At 62.8% G+C, this 20,853-nt stretch carries 18 protein-coding genes; 7 read left to right on the forward strand and 11 right to left on the reverse strand.

The window, feature by feature from the left end; translation table 11 throughout:
• Positions 1-108: 108 nt before the first annotated feature.
• The 11 genes from Mame_RS00915 to Mame_RS00965 all read right to left on the reverse strand — a co-directional run bounded on the left by Mame_RS00915 (position 109) and on the right by Mame_RS00965 (position 11,203).
• Entirely contained in the window at positions 109-1,737 is a 1,629-nt protein-coding gene (locus Mame_RS00915; RefSeq protein ID WP_018063383.1) for an AMP-binding protein, read from the reverse strand.
• Entirely contained in the window at positions 1,734-2,498 is a 765-nt protein-coding gene (locus tag Mame_RS00920) for an enoyl-CoA hydratase/isomerase family protein (protein WP_210190847.1), read from the reverse strand. The genes Mame_RS00915 and Mame_RS00920 overlap by 4 nt, the downstream gene beginning before the upstream one ends.
• A 14-nt stretch (positions 2,499-2,512) precedes the next feature.
• The gene (locus Mame_RS00925) at positions 2,513-3,703 is read right to left on the reverse strand and encodes a CaiB/BaiF CoA transferase family protein (protein WP_018063381.1); all 1,191 of its coding nucleotides are present in this window, start codon (positions 3,701-3,703) and stop codon (positions 2,513-2,515) included.
• The gene (locus Mame_RS00930) at positions 3,700-4,437 is read right to left on the reverse strand and encodes an enoyl-CoA hydratase/isomerase family protein (RefSeq protein WP_018063380.1); all 738 of its coding nucleotides are present in this window, start codon (positions 4,435-4,437) and stop codon (positions 3,700-3,702) included. The genes Mame_RS00925 and Mame_RS00930 overlap by 4 nt, the downstream gene beginning before the upstream one ends.
• Complete coding sequence (locus tag Mame_RS00935) at positions 4,438-5,385, reverse strand: hydroxymethylglutaryl-CoA lyase (protein WP_026173235.1); 948 nt, start codon at positions 5,383-5,385, stop codon at positions 4,438-4,440.
• Positions 5,386-5,454: 69 nt separating this feature from the next.
• Positions 5,455-6,060 (reverse strand): flavin reductase family protein, encoded by a 606-nt coding sequence (locus Mame_RS00940; protein ID WP_018063378.1) that lies wholly within the window; start codon positions 6,058-6,060, stop codon positions 5,455-5,457.
• A 43-nt stretch (positions 6,061-6,103) separates the two neighbouring features.
• Positions 6,104-7,225, reverse strand: a complete 1,122-nt coding sequence (locus Mame_RS00945; protein ID WP_018063377.1) for an ABC transporter ATP-binding protein — start codon at positions 7,223-7,225, stop codon at positions 6,104-6,106.
• Positions 7,222-8,901: an ABC transporter permease gene (locus Mame_RS00950; protein ID WP_018063376.1), complete on the reverse strand. Its 1,680-nt coding sequence runs from the start codon at positions 8,899-8,901 to the stop codon at positions 7,222-7,224. Before Mame_RS00950 ends, Mame_RS00945 begins: the two co-directional genes overlap by 4 nt.
• 107 nt (positions 8,902-9,008) lie before the next feature.
• Entirely contained in the window at positions 9,009-10,046 is a 1,038-nt protein-coding gene (locus Mame_RS00955) for an ABC transporter substrate-binding protein (RefSeq protein ID WP_018063375.1), read from the reverse strand.
• A 45-nt stretch (positions 10,047-10,091) separates the two neighbouring features.
• Positions 10,092-10,430, reverse strand: a complete 339-nt coding sequence (locus Mame_RS00960) for an NIPSNAP family protein (RefSeq protein WP_018063374.1) — start codon at positions 10,428-10,430, stop codon at positions 10,092-10,094.
• Positions 10,427-11,203 carry an RraA family protein gene (locus tag Mame_RS00965; RefSeq protein ID WP_018063373.1) on the reverse strand — a complete coding sequence of 259 codons (777 nt, stop codon included), beginning with the start codon at positions 11,201-11,203 and terminating at the stop codon, positions 10,427-10,429. Before Mame_RS00965 ends, Mame_RS00960 begins: the two co-directional genes overlap by 4 nt.
• 283 nt (positions 11,204-11,486) lie before the next feature.
• Here Mame_RS00965 and Mame_RS00970 point away from each other — a divergent pair, with 283 nt between their 5' ends.
• The 7 genes from Mame_RS00970 (at position 11,487) to Mame_RS01000 (ending at position 20,840) form a co-directional block, all read left to right on the forward strand.
• Positions 11,487-12,452, forward strand: a complete 966-nt coding sequence (locus Mame_RS00970) for a LysR family transcriptional regulator (protein ID WP_018063372.1) — start codon at positions 11,487-11,489, stop codon at positions 12,450-12,452.
• A gap of 87 nt (positions 12,453-12,539) precedes the next feature.
• Complete coding sequence (locus tag Mame_RS00975; protein ID WP_018063371.1) at positions 12,540-13,352, forward strand: SMP-30/gluconolactonase/LRE family protein; 813 nt, start codon at positions 12,540-12,542, stop codon at positions 13,350-13,352.
• Complete coding sequence (locus Mame_RS00980; RefSeq protein WP_018063370.1) at positions 13,349-14,287, forward strand: 2-hydroxyacid dehydrogenase; 939 nt, start codon at positions 13,349-13,351, stop codon at positions 14,285-14,287. Before Mame_RS00975 ends, Mame_RS00980 begins: the two co-directional genes overlap by 4 nt.
• Positions 14,288-14,771: 484 nt before the next feature.
• On the forward strand, positions 14,772-15,563 hold the full coding sequence (locus tag Mame_RS00985) for a response regulator transcription factor (RefSeq protein WP_018063369.1): 792 nt from the start codon (positions 14,772-14,774) through the stop codon (positions 15,561-15,563).
• Positions 15,564-15,703: 140 nt separating this feature from the next.
• Complete coding sequence (locus Mame_RS00990; protein WP_162141075.1) at positions 15,704-17,506, forward strand: ShlB/FhaC/HecB family hemolysin secretion/activation protein; 1,803 nt, start codon at positions 15,704-15,706, stop codon at positions 17,504-17,506.
• Positions 17,507-17,583: 77 nt separating this feature from the next.
• The gene (locus Mame_RS00995; RefSeq protein ID WP_033409580.1) at positions 17,584-19,158 is read left to right on the forward strand and encodes a serine hydrolase domain-containing protein; all 1,575 of its coding nucleotides are present in this window, start codon (positions 17,584-17,586) and stop codon (positions 19,156-19,158) included.
• 404 nt (positions 19,159-19,562) lie between these two features.
• Positions 19,563-20,840: a flavin-containing monooxygenase gene (locus Mame_RS01000; RefSeq protein WP_018063366.1), complete on the forward strand. Its 1,278-nt coding sequence runs from the start codon at positions 19,563-19,565 to the stop codon at positions 20,838-20,840.
• Positions 20,841-20,853 lie beyond the last annotated feature (13 nt).

Below are 20,853 nucleotides of genomic sequence, written 5' to 3' on the forward strand. Positions count from 1 at the left end.
ATGACCGTCACGCGCGAAGCAGCGCTGAGAATGCACAAAGCCTGGGCGTGGCGCGATCGTGAACATCACTCCGTTTCCGGCCTTCAGGGAAGCGAGGGCCGCGTCGCCCTATCCGCCTGACGCTTCCGCCACAGAGCCGAGCAGTTTACGCGCATGAGCGGCAAGGTGGCTTTTTTGGACTTTCGAAGAGGCCGTCATGCCGATCATTTCGAAGTCGTCCACGATCCACACATATCGCGGCACCTTGAAGCCGGCCATGTGCTGTTGCGCCCATGCAATCAGGCTGTCGGCATCGAGCGCGCAGCCTTCATTGAGGATGACGAAGGCCGCGCAGACCTCGGTCAGCCTTTGGTCGGGCACCCCGACGACCTGCGCCTGCTTGATGGCGGGGTGCTGGTGGAGACGGTCCTCGACCTCTTCGGGGGAGACGTTTTCCCCCCCCACCCGCACGATATTCTTCAGCCGCCCGACAAATTCGAGGCGCCCCTCCTCGTTCATGCGTCCGAGATCTCCGGTGAGAAGCCAGCCATCCGGCGACATGGTCTCCGCCGTCTTCTCCGCCATGTCGAAATAGCCCTTCATCACCGTCCAGCCGCGCACCCGTATCTCGCCGATCTCACCGGGCCCGCAATCCTTACCGCTTGCCGCGTCGACGATACGGATTTCAAGGCCGGGCTGGGGCAGCATCAGGCCGCCGGTGCGCACGGTTTCCGGCTCCCACCAGCAGGATTGGGCGATATTCGGCGAGGCCTCCGAAAGGCCGTAGCCGGAGACGACCTCCCGCGCGCCGAGCTCCCGCGCGAACCGCCCGAGAACGGTTTGCGAGCCCGCCACCCAGCCACCGCGCAGGGAAAGTTCTCTCTTGCTCCGGTCGGGATGGTTGAGAAGCATCAGCGCCATCGTGTCATTGCCCGAAAAATGCGTGCAGCGTTCGGCTTCGAGCAGCCGCAGCGCCTCGCCGGCCTCGAAACGGGTCATGGTCACGAGCGTGGCCAGGTTTTGCAGGCAGGCGAGGATCGAAAGCGTCGTCCCGGCAACGTGGAAGAACGGGCGTGAGGAATGGAACCGATCGGCGGTGCGCAGCCCGATGCGCTGCCCGGAAACAAACCCGTTGCCGAGCATGTTGCGATGGGTGAGCATCACGCCTTTCGGCAAGGCCGTGGTCCCCGAGGTGAACTGGATCAACAGCGTGTCGTCGGCCTCTGCCGCCGGGCCGGGATCATCGGCGGCCGCGTTCAGGAAGTCGAACCATGACCGGCATCCGGCAGGTATGTTGCTGCCGTTGACGATGATTTCGCCCAACGCTGGAAGCGCCTGATCGGGAAGCACGCTATCGATCCCCGGCGCGATCTGACGCAGGATGGCGATGAAATCCGCATTGAGAAGCGTATCAGCGGTGAACAACGTCGTGACCCGTGACTGTCTCAGGACATAGGCGATCTCGTCGGCCTTCAGCCGCGTATTGACGGGAACGGCAACCGCTCCCAACGATCCGAGCGCGAGGAAAAGCGTCTCGAAGGCAACGCTGTTTCCAAGGCAGAGCCCGACGTGATCGCCCCTCTTGACGCCGGCCGCCGCGAGCGCGGCGCGGACCTTCCCGACCTCGGTTAGCAGCATGGCGAAGGTCAGCCGGCCGTCCGGGGCGACCAGCGCCTCGACGTCGGGGGCAAGCGCTGCAGCGCGCCAGAGAGACGCCTGCACCGTCACCGGGCACAGGCCTTCAACATCGAACGTCATGATTTTTTCCCGCCATCCGGGCGGCCTCCCACCTGGTTGCCGAAGCGCTCGATGCCGGCGCGCCAGTCGCTTTGTGAAAGCAGGCGATCGATAGCCGCCAGTTCGATGGCGATGCCCGCCGCAAGATCCGTGCGCGCGCCGGCATCGACACAATGCTTGGTCAGCTTCATCGCCAGCGACGGCGCGGCAACGATCTGCTCGGCGATCCCGTCGACCTGGCCAGAAAGCTCCTCTGGATCTGTCAGTTGCGTCACGAGGCCGATGCGATGCGCCTCTTGCGCATCCATCACCCGGCCCGTGTAGAGCAGTTCCTTCGCGCGCGCGAGGCCGATAACCCGTTGCAGGCGCTGCGTCGCGCCGACCGTTCCCCACTGGGGCTCGGGAAAGCGGAAAGTCGCGGCGGTGGAGGCGACGATAAAATCGCAGCTCATCGCAATCTCGCCGCCGGAGCCGACGAGCGGACCCTGCACCTGCGCGATCACAGGCAAGGCGCATTGGCCGATCGTCTCGTAGGCGCGGAAGGAGGCGCGGCGACGCATCTTGACCCAGGCCTCGTCCCGCCCCTTACGCTCCTTCATGTCCGCGCCCGCGCAGAACGAGGGTCCTTCGGCGCTGAGGACGACGACGCGCAGGTCGTCATTCGCCGCAATCGCTTCGAAAACCGCGATGAGATCCTCGCACATGGGCAGATTGAGCGCGTTGCGCGCCTCCGGCCGCGCCAACACGACATCGGCGCGCGCCCCATCGATCTCGAGACGCACCAGTCCGTTCTTGGTCATGCGACTATTCCCTTTTCGAAGAGTTTTTCGATCTGCTCACCGCTCAGGCCGATGTCCTCCGCCAGAACGCGGCGCGTATCGGCGCCGAGCCCCGGAGGCGCCTCGAAGCGATGCGGCTCGTAGCCGGAGAACCGGGCCGGCGTCTTCACGCCGCGCATCGAGCGATAACCATCGGCATCGAAGCCGCCGACCATGCCGCGCGCATTGGTGTGCGGGTCGTCAAGAATTTCGGGCACGGTACTGACCTCACCGGCCGGCACGCCGGCAGCGCGCAGCGCATCAGCAAGCTCGGCGCGCTCCCGTCCGGCAATGGCCGTCTTCAGCGCAGCGTTGACCTCGTCGCGGCGATTGACGCGATCGAGGTTTCGCGCAAGGCTTTCGTCGGCGGCCATGGCGTCAAGTCCGAGGGTCGCGCACAACATCGGCCAGTGCTGGTCCGACGCCGACACGAACAGCCATTCGCCCCCGCGGCACTGAAAGGCCGCAGACGGCACGCGGCCGAGATGTTCCGTTCCCGTGCGCCGCGCCGTTTCGCCCAGCGCGAAATAGCGGGCGGCGGGCAATGACAGCAGGCTGACCTGCACATCCATCATCGCAAGATCGACATGGCAGCCCTTGCCGGTGGTGGTGCGGCCGAGCAATCCCGTCAAGGCGGAAATGGCGATCCACAGTCCCGAGGTCAGGTCGGCGAACGGCACCCCGACCTTTGCGGGCGGCCCATCCGGAAAGCCCGTCAGGTCGATCACGCCGGAGAGCGCCTGAAAGATCGTGTCGTAGCCCTTGCGATCGCGATAGGGACCCGTTTGCCCGAAGCCGGTATTGGAAACATAGACGAGGTTCGGATTGGCGCCGGAAAGCGCCTCGTAGCCGAGCCCCATCCGGTCCATCGCGCCGGGCAGGAAATTTTCGACCAGCACATCGGCCTTGGCGGCGAGATCGAAGGCCAGTTGACGCCCCGCCGCGCTCTTCAGGTCGACGGCGATCGAGCGTTTGGAGCGGTTGAAGGCGGCGTAATAGGCGCTCATCCCGTTGTCGAAGACCGGCTCGAAGGTCCGGCTCTCGTCGCCATCGCCCGGACGCTCCACCTTGGTGACGCTCGCCCCCATTTCCGCAAGAATCTGCGTGGCGAACGGCCCCGCCAGCACGCGCGAGAAGTCGACGACCCTGATCCCCTCAAGCGGCCTCATGCCTTCGGTTCCCGGAATGAACGCATCAACTGGTTGACGTCGCGGCCCGCGAGCATCGCGGCATCGCCCGGCAGTTCGGCGACGCGGTAGAGCAGGCTCTTGGAGGCGCGCATCGCCCGCGGCTCGACCGCAGCCCAACGCTCGGCAATCTCGATTGCGGCCGGCAGCGGGTCGCCGTCGACCACGCGATTGACAAGGCCCATGCTGAACGCCTCCTCGCCATTAAGAAGGCGACCGAGCGAGACGAGCTCGAAAGCCTGCTTGCGGCCGAGCGCGCGAACCAGGCCGGTCATGACCAATGCGGGAACGATCGAGTGCTTGAGCTCGGGATAGCCGAATTTCATCGAAGCGGCGGCGACAACCATGTCGCAGCCGAGCGCGAGCCCCGCGCCGCCGCCGACGGCCGGCCCCTTGACGGCGGCCACGACGGGCTTACCGATCTTCTGCGCCGCCATCTGCAGTCGGCAGGTCAGATCGGCGCGGATTTCCACGGCGTCCGCCTGGGCGGGCGTCAGATCCTTGAACTCGGACAGGTCAGCGCCGGCGCAGAAACCGCGGCCGGCGCCGGTAAGCACGATCGCACGAATATGCCCGGCGGCATCGGCTTCCTCCAATGCGTCCAGAACGCCTTGCGTGAGCGCGGTGTTCAGCGCGTTGAGCTTGTCCGGGCGGTTCATCGTGATGATCCGCACGGCGTCCCGGTCTTCGATCAGCACCACGTTGTCTTCAGTCATTCACGCCTCCCCGTGTTCTCTTGATTGTTCCTGTCGCCACAATCCGGTGCGGGCGACGCGTGACAGTAGGTTTCGGCCGAGCGCTTCCTCGCAGGCGCGCGAGGCGCGCATCATCGCGTCGAGATCGATGCCATGCGACAGGCCTTCGGCTTCGAAGAGGGTGACGATATCCTCTGTCGCGACGTTTCCCGTGTCTCCGCTGCCATAGCTGATGCGCGTCGGATGCCCGCCGACGCCGCCCATGGCGCTGTCGAAATGCGTCGCCCCGGCTTCCAGCGCGGCTATGCAATTGGCAATCCCGGTTCCTCTCGTGTCGTGAAAATGCGCGACCGGAATGACGACCGGCACCTCGTCGAGCAGGCGGCGAAAGAGGCCGCGAACGGTCCGCGGCGTGCCGCTGCCTATGGTGTCGCCTATGGTTGCCAGCCCGATCCCGAGGTCCGCAAAACGGGCGACATCCTCAACCACGCTGCCCGGGTCGACCTCGCCCTCGAACGGGCAGCCGAGCGCCATCGAAACAACCCCGACCATCCTGAATTTCCCGGCGGCGAGCCGCGCCATCTCGCCGATCCGTTCCCATTGCTCGGCCCTGCTTGAGCGCAGGTTGCGCTGGTTGTGGGATTCGGTGGCCGAGATCAGGAAACTGAGTTCGTCCGCGCCGTGGCCCGCTTCGAGATCGGCAATGGCTCTTTCGACGGCCCTGGGGTTCGGGCAGGTCGCCTTGTAGGCAGCGCCCGGCGCCTTGCCGAGCCCGGCCAGCAGCTCGGATGCATCCGAAAACGCGGGCACGTGGCGCGGATGGGAATAGCTCGTCGCCTCGATCCGGCGAAACCCCGCCTCGCCGAAAAGCGCCAGAAGACGCAGCTTGCCGGCCGTATCGGGAACGCGCTTCTCGTGCTGCAATCCGTCGCGGGCAAAACACTCGCATATGACAATGGCTTCAGACATCGCCCGGCGGCTCCCCGAAACTGCGGACGGCCAGCGAGCGGCCGCCGGCGCGCGACAACAACAAGTTCATCATTTCTCCTGCGGACGCTTGAGTTGCCATACGCTTTCCACGGTGGCGTAGTCGCGATAGCCCAGCCGCGCGATCGGCCTGGCGCGGGCGCTGTCGAAGCGGCCGTTGCTGATGTAGTCGTCGGCGATATGGGTGCGCACCACCTCGCCGAAGGTGAGGTAACGATCTGTAAGGTTGCCGAAACGGTCCTTCATCTGCATCGTGTCGATGACGACGCATTCGAATGCCGCGGGGCTCGCCGCGACAAAGGGCGTTGCGATTTCAACGGGTTTTCCCAGTTCCAGACCGGCCAGCTCGAATTCGCTGACGCCATCCTCGACATGGGCGGAGCTGATGTTCATCTCATCCTTCAAGGCCTCGGTCGCCAGCGAAACGGTGAATTCGCCGCGCGCCTTGGCGTTGAGGTAGGAATGTTTCTCGCCCTCGCTGGAGAAGAACAATTGGTTGGGCCTCGACCCTATTCCGTTGAAAAAGGAATAGGGGCCCAGATTGGGCACGCCATCGGCGTTCAGCGTTCCGATCCAGCCGATCGGCCGCGGCGCAATGATCGCCTTGAAGGGATCATATTTGAGGAGTTCCGGCCGTTCGTCGCCGTAGTTCATCATTTTTCCTTTCCATGGAGGGGCATGGGCCCGCCCGGGCAACCCGCTAATTGTCCGCAAGAACGATCGCATCATCCGGCGAGAAGCCGAGCACGACATTGTCGCCGGGTCTGAGCTGCACCTTGGGATTGGTGTTGACCGAGAATTTCATGTCGTCGGCCGTCAGTTCGTAGCGGGCAAGGTTGCCGACGAAACCGCGCAGTTTTACCTGGGCATTGATCCTGTTGCCCGGATCACCGCCGCTTCCGTCGACAACCACGATCGACTCCGGCCGCACCGATATCGTTGCCGCATCGCCCTCGGCCACATCGCGCAGCGACGTGCAATCGATGATCTGTCCGTTCGCGAGCCGGACCTTCGCCGAACCGCCCTTGGGGCAGGCTTTCGCGACCTTGCCCGACAGCAGGTTCGTGGTGCCGACGAAGTCGGCAACGAAGGCATTCTCCGGCCTGAAGTAGATCGCCTCCGGCGTATCGAGCTGAACAACGCGGCCCTGATTGATGACAGCGATCTTGTCCGACATGTCGAGCGCCTCCGCCTGGTCATGCGTCACGTAGATCGTCGTGATGCCGAGCTGGCGCTGCAGCCGCTTGAGCTCGGTGCGCATATTGTCGCGCAGCGCCGCATCGAGGTTTGAAAGGGGCTCGTCCAGCAAAAGCAGGCTGGGCTCACGCACGATCGCCCTGGCAAGCGCGACGCGCTGCTGCTGGCCGCCTGAAAGCTGGGTGGCGGAGCGTTCGGCGAAACTTTCCAGAGCGACCGTGGAAAGCGCCTTCATGGTCATGCTGGAAATCTCTTCGCGGCTGTAGGACCGATCCTTGGCGACTCTGAGCGGAAACGAGACATTTTCGAAAACACTCATATGCGGCCAGATCGCATAGGACTGGAACACCATGCCGATATTGCGCCGGTTGAGCGGCACCCAGATGCCTTTCCGCTGGTCGAAGAAAACCCGGTCATCGACCTGAACCCTTCCACTGTCGGGATGTTCGAGCCCGGCAATGCAGCGCAAGGTCGTGGTCTTGCCGCAACCGGAAGGGCCAAGCAGCGTGAAGAAGGTGCCGGGCGGCAGATGGAAATCAGCCTCATGGATGCCACCGGCAACGCCGGCGGATGAAGGGTAGATCTTGCGAAGCCCCTCGACGGTCACCCCAGTCTGGTTGTTCATGGTTTTCCTCCAAAGGCACTCGCCGACTGGCGTTTTTCAACAAAGCGGAATGCACTTGCGACCAGCACCATCAGCAGTGTCCACAGAAGGCCGAGTGCGCTCAATTCGCCGGCCTGGCCGTTCTGCCAGAGATCGAGCATGGATACCGCGATCACCTGAGAGCGCGGCCCGGCGAGCAAAACCGCGATCGACAGTTCCCGCGATGCAATGAGAAAGATGAAAAGCCATCCGGCCATCAGCGCGGGGGAGAGCAGAGGAGCGACGATCATCCGTAGCGACTGGAAAATCGACGCGCCGGCGACATTGCTGGCTTCCTCGAGCTCGCGGTGGATCTGCAACACGCCCGAATACGAATAGCGCATCCCGTAGGGCAGGTAGCGGATGAGATAGGCAAGCGCGATCAGCCAGATCGTCCCGTAAAGCGGAAACGGCGATTCAAGCGAGAGTTCCAGGAGCGCCACACCGAGCACGATGCCGGGAAAGATCAGCGGCATGGTCGTGAGCTGGTCGACAAGCCCGCCCATCGGCTTGCGCCGGGCCGCCAGCCAGCCCGATACCATGGTGATCACGATCGCGCCGGTGGCCGCGGCGACCGACACCACCAGAGTGTTGAACGCCAGGTCGAGGTAATGCGGCGAACGCAGCACGGCACTGAAATTCTCCAGCGTCAGATTGGGCACCATGCTCAGGCGCATCTGCGTGACGAACGGGGTCAGCGCCATCCACAACAGCGCCAGAACCGGCAGGGCGAGCACGAGAACGAAGTCGACGATGATGATCGCGCCGGCAATCCACCTTCCCGGCCCCAGATCGAACGGACGGGGCCTGAAGCCCTTGCCGGTGATCGAGGCGTAGCGGTCGGCATGGCGCGAGATGCGGCCATAGAAGTAAAGGAGCACCGCCACCAGAATGAGCATGATCACCGAAAAGGACGCGGCATGCCCGAGGTCGGGCGGAAAGTCCTTCACCGAGAGATAGATATCGGTGGTCAGAACCTTGACCTCGCCTGGAATGCCAACCAGGGCGGGCACTTCGAAGCTTTCGATATTGCGGATGAAGACGAACAGGCCGAGGGCCAGGATCGCCGGCCAGGCGAGCTTGAGCGTGACGTGCCAGATCGTATCGACGACAGAGGCGCCGTTCATCCTGGCCGCTTCCTCCATTTCCGCGTTTGCCATGCGGAAAGTGGCGGACATCAGCAGGAAGACGAGCGGCGACCACAGGAATCCTTCGATCAGGATCATGCCGGAAAGCGAATAGACGTTGAAAAGCACGCCGGTTTCGCCGGTCACGGCACGATAGAGCGAATTGAGTGGCCCGGCCCGGCCCAGGATATAGAGCCAGGACATGACATAAAGCACGTAGGGCGTGCCAAGCGAGACCACCGCGGTCAGATAGGCAAGTCCCTTGAATGGCGAGTTCGTCCGCTCCACCAGCCAGGCCAGAACGCCACCGATCAGCAGCGAGAGAAGCGTGGCCAGCGCCGAAAAGATCACGGAATTCAAAAGCGCCGTGAAGAAGCCCTTGTCGGCGAGCGCGATGTAATGGCTGAGCGTGAAGCCTTCCCGAGCGCCGTTCGGGGCGAAATCGGAAAAGCTCATCTGAATGAGAATGACGATCGGCGGAATGACGAGAACTGCCAGAAGGACAATCCAGACGAGCGATAGGAAGCTCACCGGTTCTCGACGCCACAGGGCCGTCAGTTTGGCAGTCCTCCCCCGCGCGCCGGCCGGGGAGGAAGTGGTTTCATGAACTGTCATATCGCCGATCCTGCTATCTTTTCTCAGTCGAACAGTTCTTTGTAGACGGCGCTCCACTTCGGAAGGTCTTCCAGGGCGAGCTGGTTGGTGATGACGGTCGCCGTGTAGCCGCCATCGGCCGGCTTCAGGTCCGGGACCTTGGCCTGGACGTTGGGGCTTGCAGGCAGATAATTGGCGTCCCGGAACACGTTCTGGCCCTCGTCCGAAAGCAGGAAATCGAGGAACAGCTTGGCCGCGTTCGGATGCGGCGCGCCCTTGATGATGCCCGCATAGTTGGACGTGGAAACGACCGGCTCGATCTTCAGCCAGGTGACCGGCGCGCCCTTGTCGGCGGAGATGACGGCGTGGTGATTGAAGATCATCAACCCGATCGCGTATTCGCCGGAGATGACCTGGTCGAGCACGACCCGCTGGCTTGCGGGAATCTTGGCGATATCCTGCTTGGCAAGCGCGCGCAGATACTCCATTCCCTTCTCTTCGCCCATCGTCATGAGAATATTGCCGATGAAGCCGGGCGGGCCGTTGGGCGTCAGGTCCGTCGTCCAGGCCATCCTGCCCTTCCATTTCGGATCCAGCAGGTCCTCATAGGTCTTTGGGTACTCGTCCTCAGCCACCAGCTCGGTATTGATGCCGGTGGTCATGGTGAATACGTTGACGCTGTAATACCGCCCGTCGGGATCCTTCAGATCGGCAGGATAGGCAGCGGCTGCCTCCGGCACGTAGCTTTCCAGGTCATCCAGCGGAAGCACCTGGAAGAATGCCGCGTTCGCGTCGAAGACGTCGACCTGAACGCTGTTGGCGCGGATTTCGTTTTGAACCTTCAGCGCCAGTTCACCGGCGGGCGTGCGCGAAAACTGCACGGGAATGCCGTATTTTTCCTCGAAGGCCGCCGCGACGGGGCGTACCAGCTGGTCGACGATCAGCGTCGAATACCAGACGACCTCCCCTTCCTTCTTGGCGGCGTCGATCAACGCCTGTTCGGCGGCCTTGACCGAAGCCGAACCCAAGAGCCCGGCGACACAGGCTGCAAGGGCCAGCTTTCCGAATTTTCCAATCTGCATGTCTTTCCTCCTCCAGTTGATTTTGATTTAGTTCAGTCTAGGCAATTATTCTCCTCCAAGACCCTTGATGAGCGTCGCCGGCGTAAAGGGCGCCGCCTTCAGGATGCGCGTTTCCTGCGCGGCGAAAGTGCCGATATTCCCGCGTTTGAAATCGATCCACTGCGGATCATTCTCGACAGCGTTGCGCCGTTGCTCGCGGTCGGCCATGCTCTCGTAGGCCCACAGGTGCAAAACCTGGTTCAGCGGACCGATTTCACTGACATAGCAACCGAGCCAGCCATCCAGATACTTCTGCTGAACCGGCAATCCGTCGCGACCATAGCGCTGGAGATATTCCTCGGTTTTTCCATGCGGGAGCGTGTAGATGCGGTGATCGATGATCATGGTGCCCTCTGTTGCGTCGCCGCCGGCGCGGCAGGTTTGTGGATATGGTTCGCCTTGGGCAGGTCCTTGATCGGCACGCCATCATAAATTGCCTTGAGCCGATGCGCTTCGTCAGCCTCGATCGCCTTGGCGACGGCGAGCACCTGCCCCGCTGCCGCCAGCGGAATGAAGCATAGGCCCGTGTCATCCGCGGCGACGATGTCGCCGGGAGCAACCCGGCGGCCGCAGATTTCGATTTCTGTGTTGATGGAGACCGTCTCAAGCCGCCACTTGCCGGTAAGCGGCGTGGTGCCCCGCGCCCAGACGGGCAGCGCGTTGTCGATAATGGCTCCGGTATCGCGGACATACCCGTCGACAACGATGCCGGCTTCCCCTTGGCGAGCGGCAATGCTGGTTGCGATGCCGCCGAGGCTGGAAATGCCTTCGACGGCCTGAACAACGACGACATCGCCCGGACGGGCAAGGTTGTGCGCCTCGATATCGGCGAGCATAGAACGGCCCCCCGCCACGGCCTGCGCCACGCTATCGCTGCGCCGAACATTCTTCACAGTAATGGCCGGACCAACCACGCGGGCGCCTGAAAGAACTGGCCTGAGCTCGGCGCTGCTGACGGCGCCCTCAAGGCCCAGAAGGTCCATGGCATCGGAAATCATGCCGGTCAGATCAGGCAGTGACCTGAGACCTTCGACAATGTCGTTGTCGCAATCCGGCAACGCGGAACAGCCAAACGCGGATAGGGGAATCTTGCCCAGTGTGGGTCCCTGATCGCTCATCCGTTTCTCCTCCCAATCGTCCGTCCCGGCTGCTCGCAAGCCTTACGGCCTGTCTGTTACCGAGGCGGACAACGGGAATGGTAGGGCTGGATCCTGGTAAATTTCCAATGCAAAGTTTCAATCGCATCCATGCTTTTTCGGCATTTCGATGCTTCAGCATGGGCCGTTCGCGGCTGCAATATGCTGGGAGAGCATCGTTCCGATCGAATAATTCGGTTGGATTTCCGAGGTGACCTGGCGCTAAGCTGTCTCTCAAGCCTCAATACCGTGGGAGGAGTTTCGGTTGAAGGGTTACTCGCAGTTCGATACGACCGGGTTGTATTACTTCTCGGTCGTAGCGGAGGAGATGAGCGTTTCGCGTGCGGCCGAGAGGCTGCTCATCGCGCAGTCCGCGATCAGCCGGCGCATCATGGCGCTGGAAGACCATCTCGGGGTGAAACTGTTCGTGCGGCACCCGCGCGGCGTGGATCTGACGGAAGCCGGGGAGACCCTGCTCCAGAACGCATATGCGCTTTTCCGCCATATCGAGAATCTGCGCGAGAATACCTCCGCGGTCGGCAATGCGCTGCGCGGCGTCGTCACCATCGGGACAGTGCCGACACCGGGCGAGTACATCATTCCGAAATTCATGGCCAAGGTGCGTGCTGAGTATCCGGACATCAAATGCCGGATCGTCGAGGGCTATTCCGCGGATCTGCTGCGCATGCTGAACGATCAGGAAATCAACATCGCGCTGATGCACGCGCCGGTCGCCCAGCCCGATATCGAGACGCAGGAACTGCTTCTCAATTACATGTGCCTGGTGGGGCCGCCCGGATCGCTGAAGAAAAAGTCATACGCCTTCAAGGAAGCCGCGGCGTTTCCGCTGATCCTGCCTTCCAGCCCCAATCTGGTCCGCATGCGCCTCGACCAGATCGCGCAGGAACGCGGAATCACCTTCAACGAGGCCATACGCTGCCAGGGCTTCTGGCTGATCAAGGCGATGGTCCGCGAGGGGCTTGGCTACACGATCGTGACGTTCGGTTCGGTGGTGACTGACCTCGAACAGGGCCTGCTGGACGTGGCCGTGCTCAAGGAGCCGGCAGTGCCATGGGGCCTGGTTCTCGCCAACCGGGCCGAACAGGCGAACAAGCTCTCGCTGATCGCCGTCAAGCAATTGCTCGGTGATGTGGTGAGCGAACTTCAATCGCGCGACATCTGGCATCAATTGCCAGCCAAGCCCAGCGCCGAAACCCCACCCGAGGAGTGAATATTGAAACCGGAACGAATAACCGAATCACTGTGCCGCCTTGGGGAGTGCCCGATCTGGTGCGAGCGCACGAGACGTCTTTATTGGGTGGATTCCCGCGGTCCCGCGCTTCATGTCCTCGATCACGCGAGCGGAAAACATGCCTCATATCCCCTGCCCGAAGTTGTCGGAAGCATCTGCCTGCGCGAGGATGGCGGGCTGCTGGCGGCCATGGTCACCGGCATCTACGCGCTCTCGCCGGAGGGCGCGATCGGCCCCCGTATTGCCGAGGCTGTCCCCAATCATCCCGACAACCGGTTCAACGACGGCCGATGCGACCGGGCGGGCCGTTTCATCGTGGGCACGATGAACGACAAGGCGCGCGACCCGACCGGGGTGCTCTGGTCGCTTGGAACGGACGGCCGACTGACGGCCATGGAAGGCGACGTCATCGTTCCCAACTCACTCGCTTTCTCGCCGGATGACACGGTGATGTATTTCGCCGACACCTACCGGCACGCCATTCATCGCTTCGACTATGACATCGAGACCGGGCGGATATCGAACAAGCAGCTTTTCTCGGACCGGACCTCGGCGCCGGGGCGACCGGACGGCTCGGCCATGGATGCCGATGGCTGCCTTTGGAACGCCGAATATGCCGGCGGGCGCGTGGTTCGCTACACGCCGGACGGCAAGATCGACCGCGTCGTCGAGCTGCCGGTCAGCCAGCCGAGTTGCTGCGCCTTCGGCGGCGCGCAACTCGACGAGCTTTATATCACCACCGCACGGCAGCGCCTGAGCGATGATGAACTGAAGGCCCAGCCTCTCGCCGGATCGCTGTTTGTGGTGCGTCCCGGCGTGAAAGGCCTGCCGGAAGGCCGGTATCGGGGCGATGTCAATCAACTGGGAGCAGCCGCATGAGCGTCGAAATCATTGTCACCGATCCGGTCGAGCCCGCCCTGATGCGGCAGCTTGAGGACACGTTCGCCATCCGCAGGCTGTGGGAGGCGGAGGATCGCGATGCATTTCTGCGCGAACACGCCAGCCACGCCCGCGGCCTCGTCACACGGTCGATGGTGGGGGCGGATGCCGCGATGATGGATGCACTGCCGAAACTTGAGATCATATCGGTTTTCGGCGTCGGCACGGATGCCGTCGATCTGGAAGCGGCCCGAAAGCGCGGCATCACCGTGACCAACACCCCCGGCGTGCTCACAGAGGACACCGCCGATTACGGCATGGCGCTACTGCTCGCCCTCGCCCGCAAGATTGCCGAGGGAGACCGGTTCGTGCGCGCCGGGCGCTGGCCGGGGGAAGCCTTTCCCAATTCCGTCCGGGTCAACGGCAAGAAGCTTGGCATCGTCGGCCTTGGCCGTATCGGCTCGGGGGTGGCGCGCCGCGCCGAGGCGTTCGGGATGGAAATATTCTATTCCGGGCCCACCGAGAAGCCTGACCGGCCCTACGGCTATATTCCCGATGTCACGGCGTTGGCGGAAATGGTCGATTTCCTGATTCTGACCTGCCCCGGCGGCCCAGACACAAAAGGACTTGTCGATCAGGCGGTGCTGAAATCGCTGGGAGCGCAAGGCATGCTCGTCAACATCGCGCGCGCTTCCGTCGTCGATGAAGCGGCGCTGCTTGACGCGCTGCGCGACAATACGATCAAGGCGGCCGCGCTCGATGTGTTCGCTGACGAACCTCATGTCCCGGAGGCCTTCCTCAAGCTGGACAATGTTCTGCTGACGCCGCATATCGCCAGCAAGACGGCTGAAACCAGAGGCGATATCGGCGACCTCGTCTACCGCAATATCAAAGCCCATTTTGCCGGAAGCGAGGTTTTGAGCCGGGTCGTTTGAAGCGGCGCAGGCGCGGTCGCATCAGGCCGCCGTTATCACGGCGCCTCTCCGCAACCGCAGGCCGGGATTGAGAAAGAGCCGTTTCGATCCGGGTTTCGGGGCGCGCCCGCCCGTGTGTTACAGAGCTTTCCTATTACGGCGGCTCGGACACGGCCGAAGTGCTGGAGATCGAACTATTCGTCCAGAACCGCCCTGCCCGGTTTAAGCAGATATAGAACGGATCGCGGTCAATCACTCTCAAGAGCGGTCCAGCGCAAAGGATGTTCGGCTTCGTGTTCCATCACCATCAAAACAGCACGGCTTCGGACTTCCGGCGAATATTTATTGGTCGTCTTGCTTGTCATGGATCCTACTTCTCACGCGTTGGGGTCTCCGGCAAACCCGCACCAGTTCACACGATTTCTTGGCCGTTCTTGCCCATAATATTGATAGTTGCTTATATAAAACGTGAGGGATTCGCCGTCCTCAATGGTCAGATGGGCTCATGCTGGACGAAACGATCGATACCGAACGGATTTATGCGCTGTGGGACGAGCTTTCGGACTTCGAGGCATCACGCATGCCGGAGGCGCGCGTGCACCTGCTCTCGGTCGTCAGTGGAATGATCGACGCACGCCAGGCGGACTGGATCGGCGCCGTGCGACTTGCCGACAACATGCATCGCGACCCGCTTTTCGGCTGGCGGCCGCGCAGCCTGTCGGCACTTTATCCAGACGCAGAAACCGCAAGGACCATCCAGGAAGCCTTTGCCCTGATGGAGAAGGGCGAACCCGATATTACCACGATCCGCAATGCCGCGCTTGCCGGACAGTTCCGGGTGTTCATGCTGGATGAGCTTGCGACGCCCGAGTGGTTTGAAAGCTATTCCTACAAGACCTTCTATCGCGGTCTGGACCGGCTGGATTCGATCTGGGTAGGCATTCCCATCAATGCCGACGCCGAAATCCAGATCGGCTTTCACCGCGCGCTCTCGCAGTCGCGATTTTCGGAGCGCGATCGCAAAATTGTGGCGCACGCCTTGCGCGGCATCCGCTGGTTCTATCGTCTGCAGATGCTGTCGGAAGGGATCGGGGTCGCATCCGAAGCCTTGACGCCGATGGAGAGCAAGGTGCTTCACGACCTGCTGCAAGGGCTGTCGGAGCGACAGATTGCCGATCACAACGGCCAAAGCCCGCACACCGTCCACGATCACGTCAAGCGGATCTACCGCAAATACGGCGTTTCCAGTCGCGCGTCATTGATGGCGCTGTGGCTGGGCCAGCCCATACCCCCCTGAACAGGGGATTCCAAACGCCGGACGCCTGATCGATAAGCATTGGCAAAACAGGGTCTCGTCAGTTCCGGTGCACCTCGCCGCCGTCATCAGGCTGAATGCAAGAGTGGGTCCCTTGTGCAAATATTCACGTGGGGGGAACCATGCATCGAACGGCCCTATCAGAGAAACCCGGTTTCCTGGCGATAACGCGCCTGCAATTGCTCGCACGGCTCGATAATCAAAAGGCTGTAGCGAGCTCTGCGGAGACATCGCGCAGAACCGGACCTCCCGCGCGCCCTGCTTCCTCCTGGTGGGGATTTCTCGCCTGTGGACCGCTCGCCCTCGGATGCCTTTTCGCGCAGACCGACACGGCGCTGGCGCAAACCGCGGAGCGGATCGAACAGACGGTTGCCGGCCAGACAACCATTCTCGAACGGTTCACGCCGCCGCAGCGCATCGGCACGGTCGATATCAAGGTTCAGGATCAGCGGCGGCGCACCCCCGAAAAGGATGCAGAGGCGATCCGCTTCACGCTGAAATCCCTGTCGATCGAGGGCGCTGCGACGTTGCCCGGCACGGCGTTTTCCGACCTCTGGCAGGGGATGACGGGCAAGGTCATCACGCTTGCCGATCTCTATCGGATCGCCGCGGAGATCGACGCCCGGTATCTGAGGGCGGGCTATCTCGCCATGACCGTCGTGCCGGTTCAGGATTTTTCCTCCGGAAAGATCACGCTCCGCGTCTATGAAAGCTATGTCGAGACGCTGGAAGTGAACAGTTCCATTCCCGGCATCCGCGAACGGCTTGCGCCCTATATCGACCGGATCATCGCCATGCGGCCGATCCGGATCAAGGAGGCCGAGCGCATCCTGCTGCTGATGAGCGATCTCGGCGGGCTCGATATCGAGGGCACGCTGATACGACCGGAGACCCCGAAGGGCGGCGGAACATTGCGCCTCGACATCGGCTTCGACCGCGCCTCGGGTGCCGTCGGGCTCGACAATCTCGGGACCGATGAAGTCGGGCCGCTGGAGCTTTCCGGCAATGTCACCGTCAACGATATGCTCGGGCTTTTCGACAGCGCAAGCCTTGTCGGCGTGACCGTTCCCAACATGCCGCAGGAGATGATCTTCCTGCAGGCCTCTCAGGATATCCCGATCGGCTACAACGGCCTGTCCGCCGGATATGACCTTTCCTACATCACCCAGAAGCCCGGCGGCGACCTGAAGGCCGACGACATTGATATCGAGTCCGTGATCGGCACGGCGCGGCTCGACTATCCCTTTGTCCGCACCATTGACCAGAGCCTTTTCGGCAGGCTGGAGGTCAATCTGCGCAATGATCGCGTCGATGTGATGGGCGCGCGGGCGGCCCGCGAACAGACGCGTTGGGCGGCCATGTCGCTGACCTATGACCGGCAGAAGGGAGACACCGCCTTCCTCACAACGGCCGAATTCGGCCAGGGTCTGGGACAGGAAACCGCCCTGCCCGAGGTGCCGGAGGATTACCGGTTCGCGCGGGTGAATTTCGACCTCGCGCATGATCTTGGCGCCGACACCGCAATCCGGTTGCGCAGTGCCGGACAGTATTCCGCGACGCCGCTGCCTGCGGCCGCGCAATTCTCGCTCGGCGGCGATCCCTATGGCTGGGCGTTTGATGGCGGCACGCTTTCCGGCGCCAGCGGCGCGGCGGCCGCCCTTGAACTCAGCCATGATTTCGAGACCGGCTGGTCGGCGCTTCCGGGGCTGACCTGGACGACGTTCGCGGATTATGGCGTCGTCTGGAATGAAGAGGCGAGCGCCGACTATGCGCGCGATGCGCTCGGCTCCGTCGGCGTCGGCGTCAGCGGCATGCTCGCGGAAAAGATGAGCTTTCAGCTGATCGCGGCCGTGCCGTGGTACAGCCCCGACAATGGCGAGGATGAAGGGCTGAGGCTTTTCTTCAGGCTGGGGCTGCCGCTCTGATGCGGGTTTGGTCGCGTCAGCATTCGACAACGAGATATTCCGGCCGCACCGGCTATTGCAACGAAAAGAGGTTTTCCATGTCACGGTTCAAAGCTTCGCGCCGCCATTTCCTGACCACGGTTTCGCTGGCGTCTGCCTCGATCGCCTTGCTCTCGTTTCCCGCCTTTGCCGAGATGTTGCCGCCATCGCGCACATCGGGCGTCCCGGTTCCGCCCGGTCAGATCGACAAGGCCGTGGCCGCCCTTGATGGCATCGTCGAAGACATCAAGGCCCTGAGCGGCGTGCCGGGCATTGCCGTCGCCGTGGTTCGCGGCGGAAAGACCGTTTATGCCAAGGGGTTCGGCATGCGCGACGCCAAGGGCGACCTGCCCGTAACGCCCGATACGGTGTTCCAGCTCGCCTCGCTCTCCAAGTCCGTTGGCGCGACGGCCGTCGCCCGTCAGGTCAGCCGCGGCGTGGTCTCCTGGGACAGCCGCATGCAGGACCTGCTGCCATGGTTCTCGCTCTCCGATCCAGCAGTGAGCGAACGGCTGACGATCGGCGACCTCTACAGCCATCGCTCCGGCCTGCCGGATCATGCCGGCGACGATCTTGAGGACCTCGGCTTCGACCGCCGAACCATTCTCGAACGGCTGCGGCTTCAGCCGCTCTCCCCCTTCCGCACCAGTTACGCCTATACGAATTTCGGCCTGACAGCGGCGGCTGAAGCGGTTGCCGAGGCCTCCGGCATGGCGTGGAGCGATCTTGTGCAGGAGGCTGTGTTCGAGCCGCTTGGCATGAACGACACCAGCGCGCGCTTTGACGATTTCATGGCGCGGGAGAACCGGGCGACGCCCCATGCCAGAACCGCAGACGGGTTTGCCGCGCTCTACCAGCGTGAGCCGGATGCCCAGTCGCCGGCGGGCGGCATCAGTTCGACGATCGAAGACATGGCCAAATGGATGACGATGGTGCTCGCCGATGGCGGCGACCTCATCCGGCCGGAAGCCCTGCAGCCGGCGATCAGCCCGCAGAGCTTTTCCAGCAGGCCGCACAGCCCGGATGAACGCGCTGGCTTTTATGGCTATGGCTTCGGCGTCGGCACAGATCCGAGCGGCCGGGTGGTGCTCAGCCATTCCGGCGCGTTCATTCTGGGATCTGCGACCTATTTCGCGCTGATCCCCTCGCTCGATGTGGGGATCATCGTCCTCTCCAACGCCGCCCCGGTGGGCGCGGTCGAAGCGATCGGCGCGAGCTTTACCGACATGGTTCAGACCGGCAGCGTGACCCGCGACTGGTTCTCGGGCTATGAGGCGCTGTTTGCCGGTCTATACACGCCGCTCGGCGAGACCGCCGGAATGCCGTTTCCGCAAGCGGCCGCTGCGCCGCCACTCGCAAGCTATTGCATCGGCCGCTACAGCCATCCCTATTTCGGGACCGTGGAGGTGCGCGAGGACGAGACCGGCAGCCTCGTCTTGCTTGCCGGGCCCAAACCGGAAGCGTTTGCGCTGTTGCCGTGGGACGGCGCGATGATGGTGTTCGATATCGAGACCGAAAACGCGCCCGCAGGCTCCCGCTCCGCTGCCACGTTTTCCGGCGGTTCGGACGAGGCCGAAGCGCTGGAGATCGAACTCTTCATCATGAACGGACCGGCGCAGTTCAAGCGAATATAGAGCGGCTCGCGGCCGACCACTCTCAGGTGCAGCGTCGGTAAGCGCTATCGCATGACTACCCGTTCCCAATGCCATGTGTCGCCATGGGCAGCAGTGAAACGTCCCGTGAGTGGCGGGGTTCCGTGAGGCTGGTCGTAAGCCAGTATCAAGGTCTTGAGGGGATACGAACCGGCGCGCCCTTATGCGCCGAGCCTTGCGCATCGGAGATGCCAAGTCCCTATCGCCATTAAAAAGGAATGCGCAGGATCACCGAAAGACCGCCATCTGCGTCCGGTTAGGTCTCTCCTAATCAGCGCTATCGGATTTGCTATTTTTGTTTACCAGGCAATGCCCCTAGGCTTTTGCTGCGCACAAAGAGGACTGGTGACGGTTCGCGCGCGCTGTGAAAATGGGGTGAAGTGCGTATGGCTTTGGAAAGATTCGACACGGTCGTGGTCGGCGCCGGTCAGGCCGGGATCGCGGCGAGCGAGCATCTGAGCAACAACGGAACGGGGCATGTCGTGCTTGAGCGGAGCCGGGTTGCCGAACGCTGGCGAACGGCGCGCTGGGATTCGCTCGTTGCAAATGGTCCGGCTTGGCACGACCGTTTCCCGAACCTCGAATTCGAGAGCGCCGACCCCGACAGCTTCATCCACAAGGATGCCGTTGCCGACTATTTCGTCGCCTATGCCGAGAAGATCAATGCGCCTGTGCGGTGCGGCGTCGAGGTTCTTTCCGTCGAACGCAAGGACCACGAACGCGGCTTTCTGGTGAAGACCGACAAGGGCGACTTCGAAGCTTTGAACGTCGTCGTGGCGACAGGCCCGTTTCAGCAACCCGCCATTCCGTCGATCATCCCGGGCACGGCGGCGGTGAACCAGCTGCACTCGTCCGACTACCGCAATCCCGCGCAATTGCCGGCCGGCAACGTCCTGGTTGTCGGCGCCGGATCGTCCGGCGTCCAGATCGCCGATGAACTCGCCCGCAGCGGCCGCAAGGTCTACCTGTCCGTCGGCCCGCATGACCGGCCGCCGCGCGCCTATCGCGGCCGGGATTTCGTCTGGTGGCTCGGGGTTCTCGGCAAATGGAACCTGCAGGCGCAGGCGCCCGGCACGGAACATGTGACCATCGCGGTCAGCGGCGCGCGCGGCGGCGAGACCATCGATTTCCGCAGGCTGGCGGAAAACGGCATGACGCTGGTCGGACGCACCGAAAGTTTCGAGAACGGCGTCCTCAGCTTCGCCCATGACCTTGCCGATAACATCGCCGGCGGCGATGCCTACTACCTGTCGCTGCTCGACGAGGCCGACGCCTATGTGGCGCGCAATGGCCTGGATCTTCCGGCAGAACCGGAGGCGCGCGTCTTCGGCCCGACGCCCGACTGCATCGCCAATCCCGTTTCCAACCTCGACCTCGAAGAAGCCGGAATCACCACGGTCATCTGGGCCACCGGATTCCGCTCCGACTACAGCTGGCTGAAACTCGACATATGCGACGAGCACGGCCGACCCGTGCACCAGCGCGGCGTCTCCGACGAACCCGGCCTCTATTTCCTCGGCCTGCCCTGGCTGTCCGGGCGCGGATCGAGTTTCATCTGGGGCGTCTGGCACGATGCGAAATATGTTGCCGATCACATCCTGATCCAGCAGAAATACCGCGATTATCAAGCGCCGTCGGACGGCTTGCGGTCAGCGGCGGAATAGGCCGCATCGCAGC

This window comes from Martelella mediterranea DSM 17316, assembly GCF_002043005.1.
Classification (GTDB): Bacteria; Pseudomonadota; Alphaproteobacteria; order Rhizobiales; family Rhizobiaceae; genus Martelella; species Martelella mediterranea.

What these genes read in the sequence shown, in the direction of transcription:
- Mame_RS00915 (WP_018063383.1), bottom strand. Translation starts at nt 1,737, where the DNA reads ATGACGTTCGATGTTGAAGGCCTGTGCCCGGTGACGGTGCAGGCGTCT.
- Mame_RS00980 (WP_018063370.1), top strand. Translation starts at nt 13,349, where the DNA reads ATGAGCGTCGAAATCATTGTCACCGATCCGGTCGAGCCCGCCCTGATG.
- Mame_RS00940 (WP_018063378.1), bottom strand. Translation starts at nt 6,060, where the DNA reads ATGATGAACTACGGCGACGAACGGCCGGAACTCCTCAAATATGATCCC.
- Mame_RS01000 (WP_018063366.1), top strand. Translation starts at nt 19,563, where the DNA reads ATGGCTTTGGAAAGATTCGACACGGTCGTGGTCGGCGCCGGTCAGGCC.
- Mame_RS00945 (WP_018063377.1), bottom strand. Translation starts at nt 7,225, where the DNA reads ATGAACAACCAGACTGGGGTGACCGTCGAGGGGCTTCGCAAGATCTAC.
- Mame_RS00985 (WP_018063369.1), top strand. Translation starts at nt 14,772, where the DNA reads ATGCTGGACGAAACGATCGATACCGAACGGATTTATGCGCTGTGGGAC.
- Mame_RS00995 (WP_033409580.1), top strand. Translation starts at nt 17,584, where the DNA reads ATGTCACGGTTCAAAGCTTCGCGCCGCCATTTCCTGACCACGGTTTCG.
- Mame_RS00925 (WP_018063381.1), bottom strand. Translation starts at nt 3,703, where the DNA reads ATGAGGCCGCTTGAGGGGATCAGGGTCGTCGACTTCTCGCGCGTGCTG.
- Mame_RS00930 (WP_018063380.1), bottom strand. Translation starts at nt 4,437, where the DNA reads ATGACTGAAGACAACGTGGTGCTGATCGAAGACCGGGACGCCGTGCGG.
- Mame_RS00990 (WP_162141075.1), top strand. Translation starts at nt 15,704, where the DNA reads ATGCATCGAACGGCCCTATCAGAGAAACCCGGTTTCCTGGCGATAACG.
- Mame_RS00965 (WP_018063373.1), bottom strand. Translation starts at nt 11,203, where the DNA reads ATGAGCGATCAGGGACCCACACTGGGCAAGATTCCCCTATCCGCGTTT.
- Mame_RS00935 (WP_026173235.1), bottom strand. Translation starts at nt 5,385, where the DNA reads ATGTCTGAAGCCATTGTCATATGCGAGTGTTTTGCCCGCGACGGATTG.
- Mame_RS00955 (WP_018063375.1), bottom strand. Translation starts at nt 10,046, where the DNA reads ATGCAGATTGGAAAATTCGGAAAGCTGGCCCTTGCAGCCTGTGTCGCC.
- Mame_RS00960 (WP_018063374.1), bottom strand. Translation starts at nt 10,430, where the DNA reads ATGATCATCGATCACCGCATCTACACGCTCCCGCATGGAAAAACCGAG.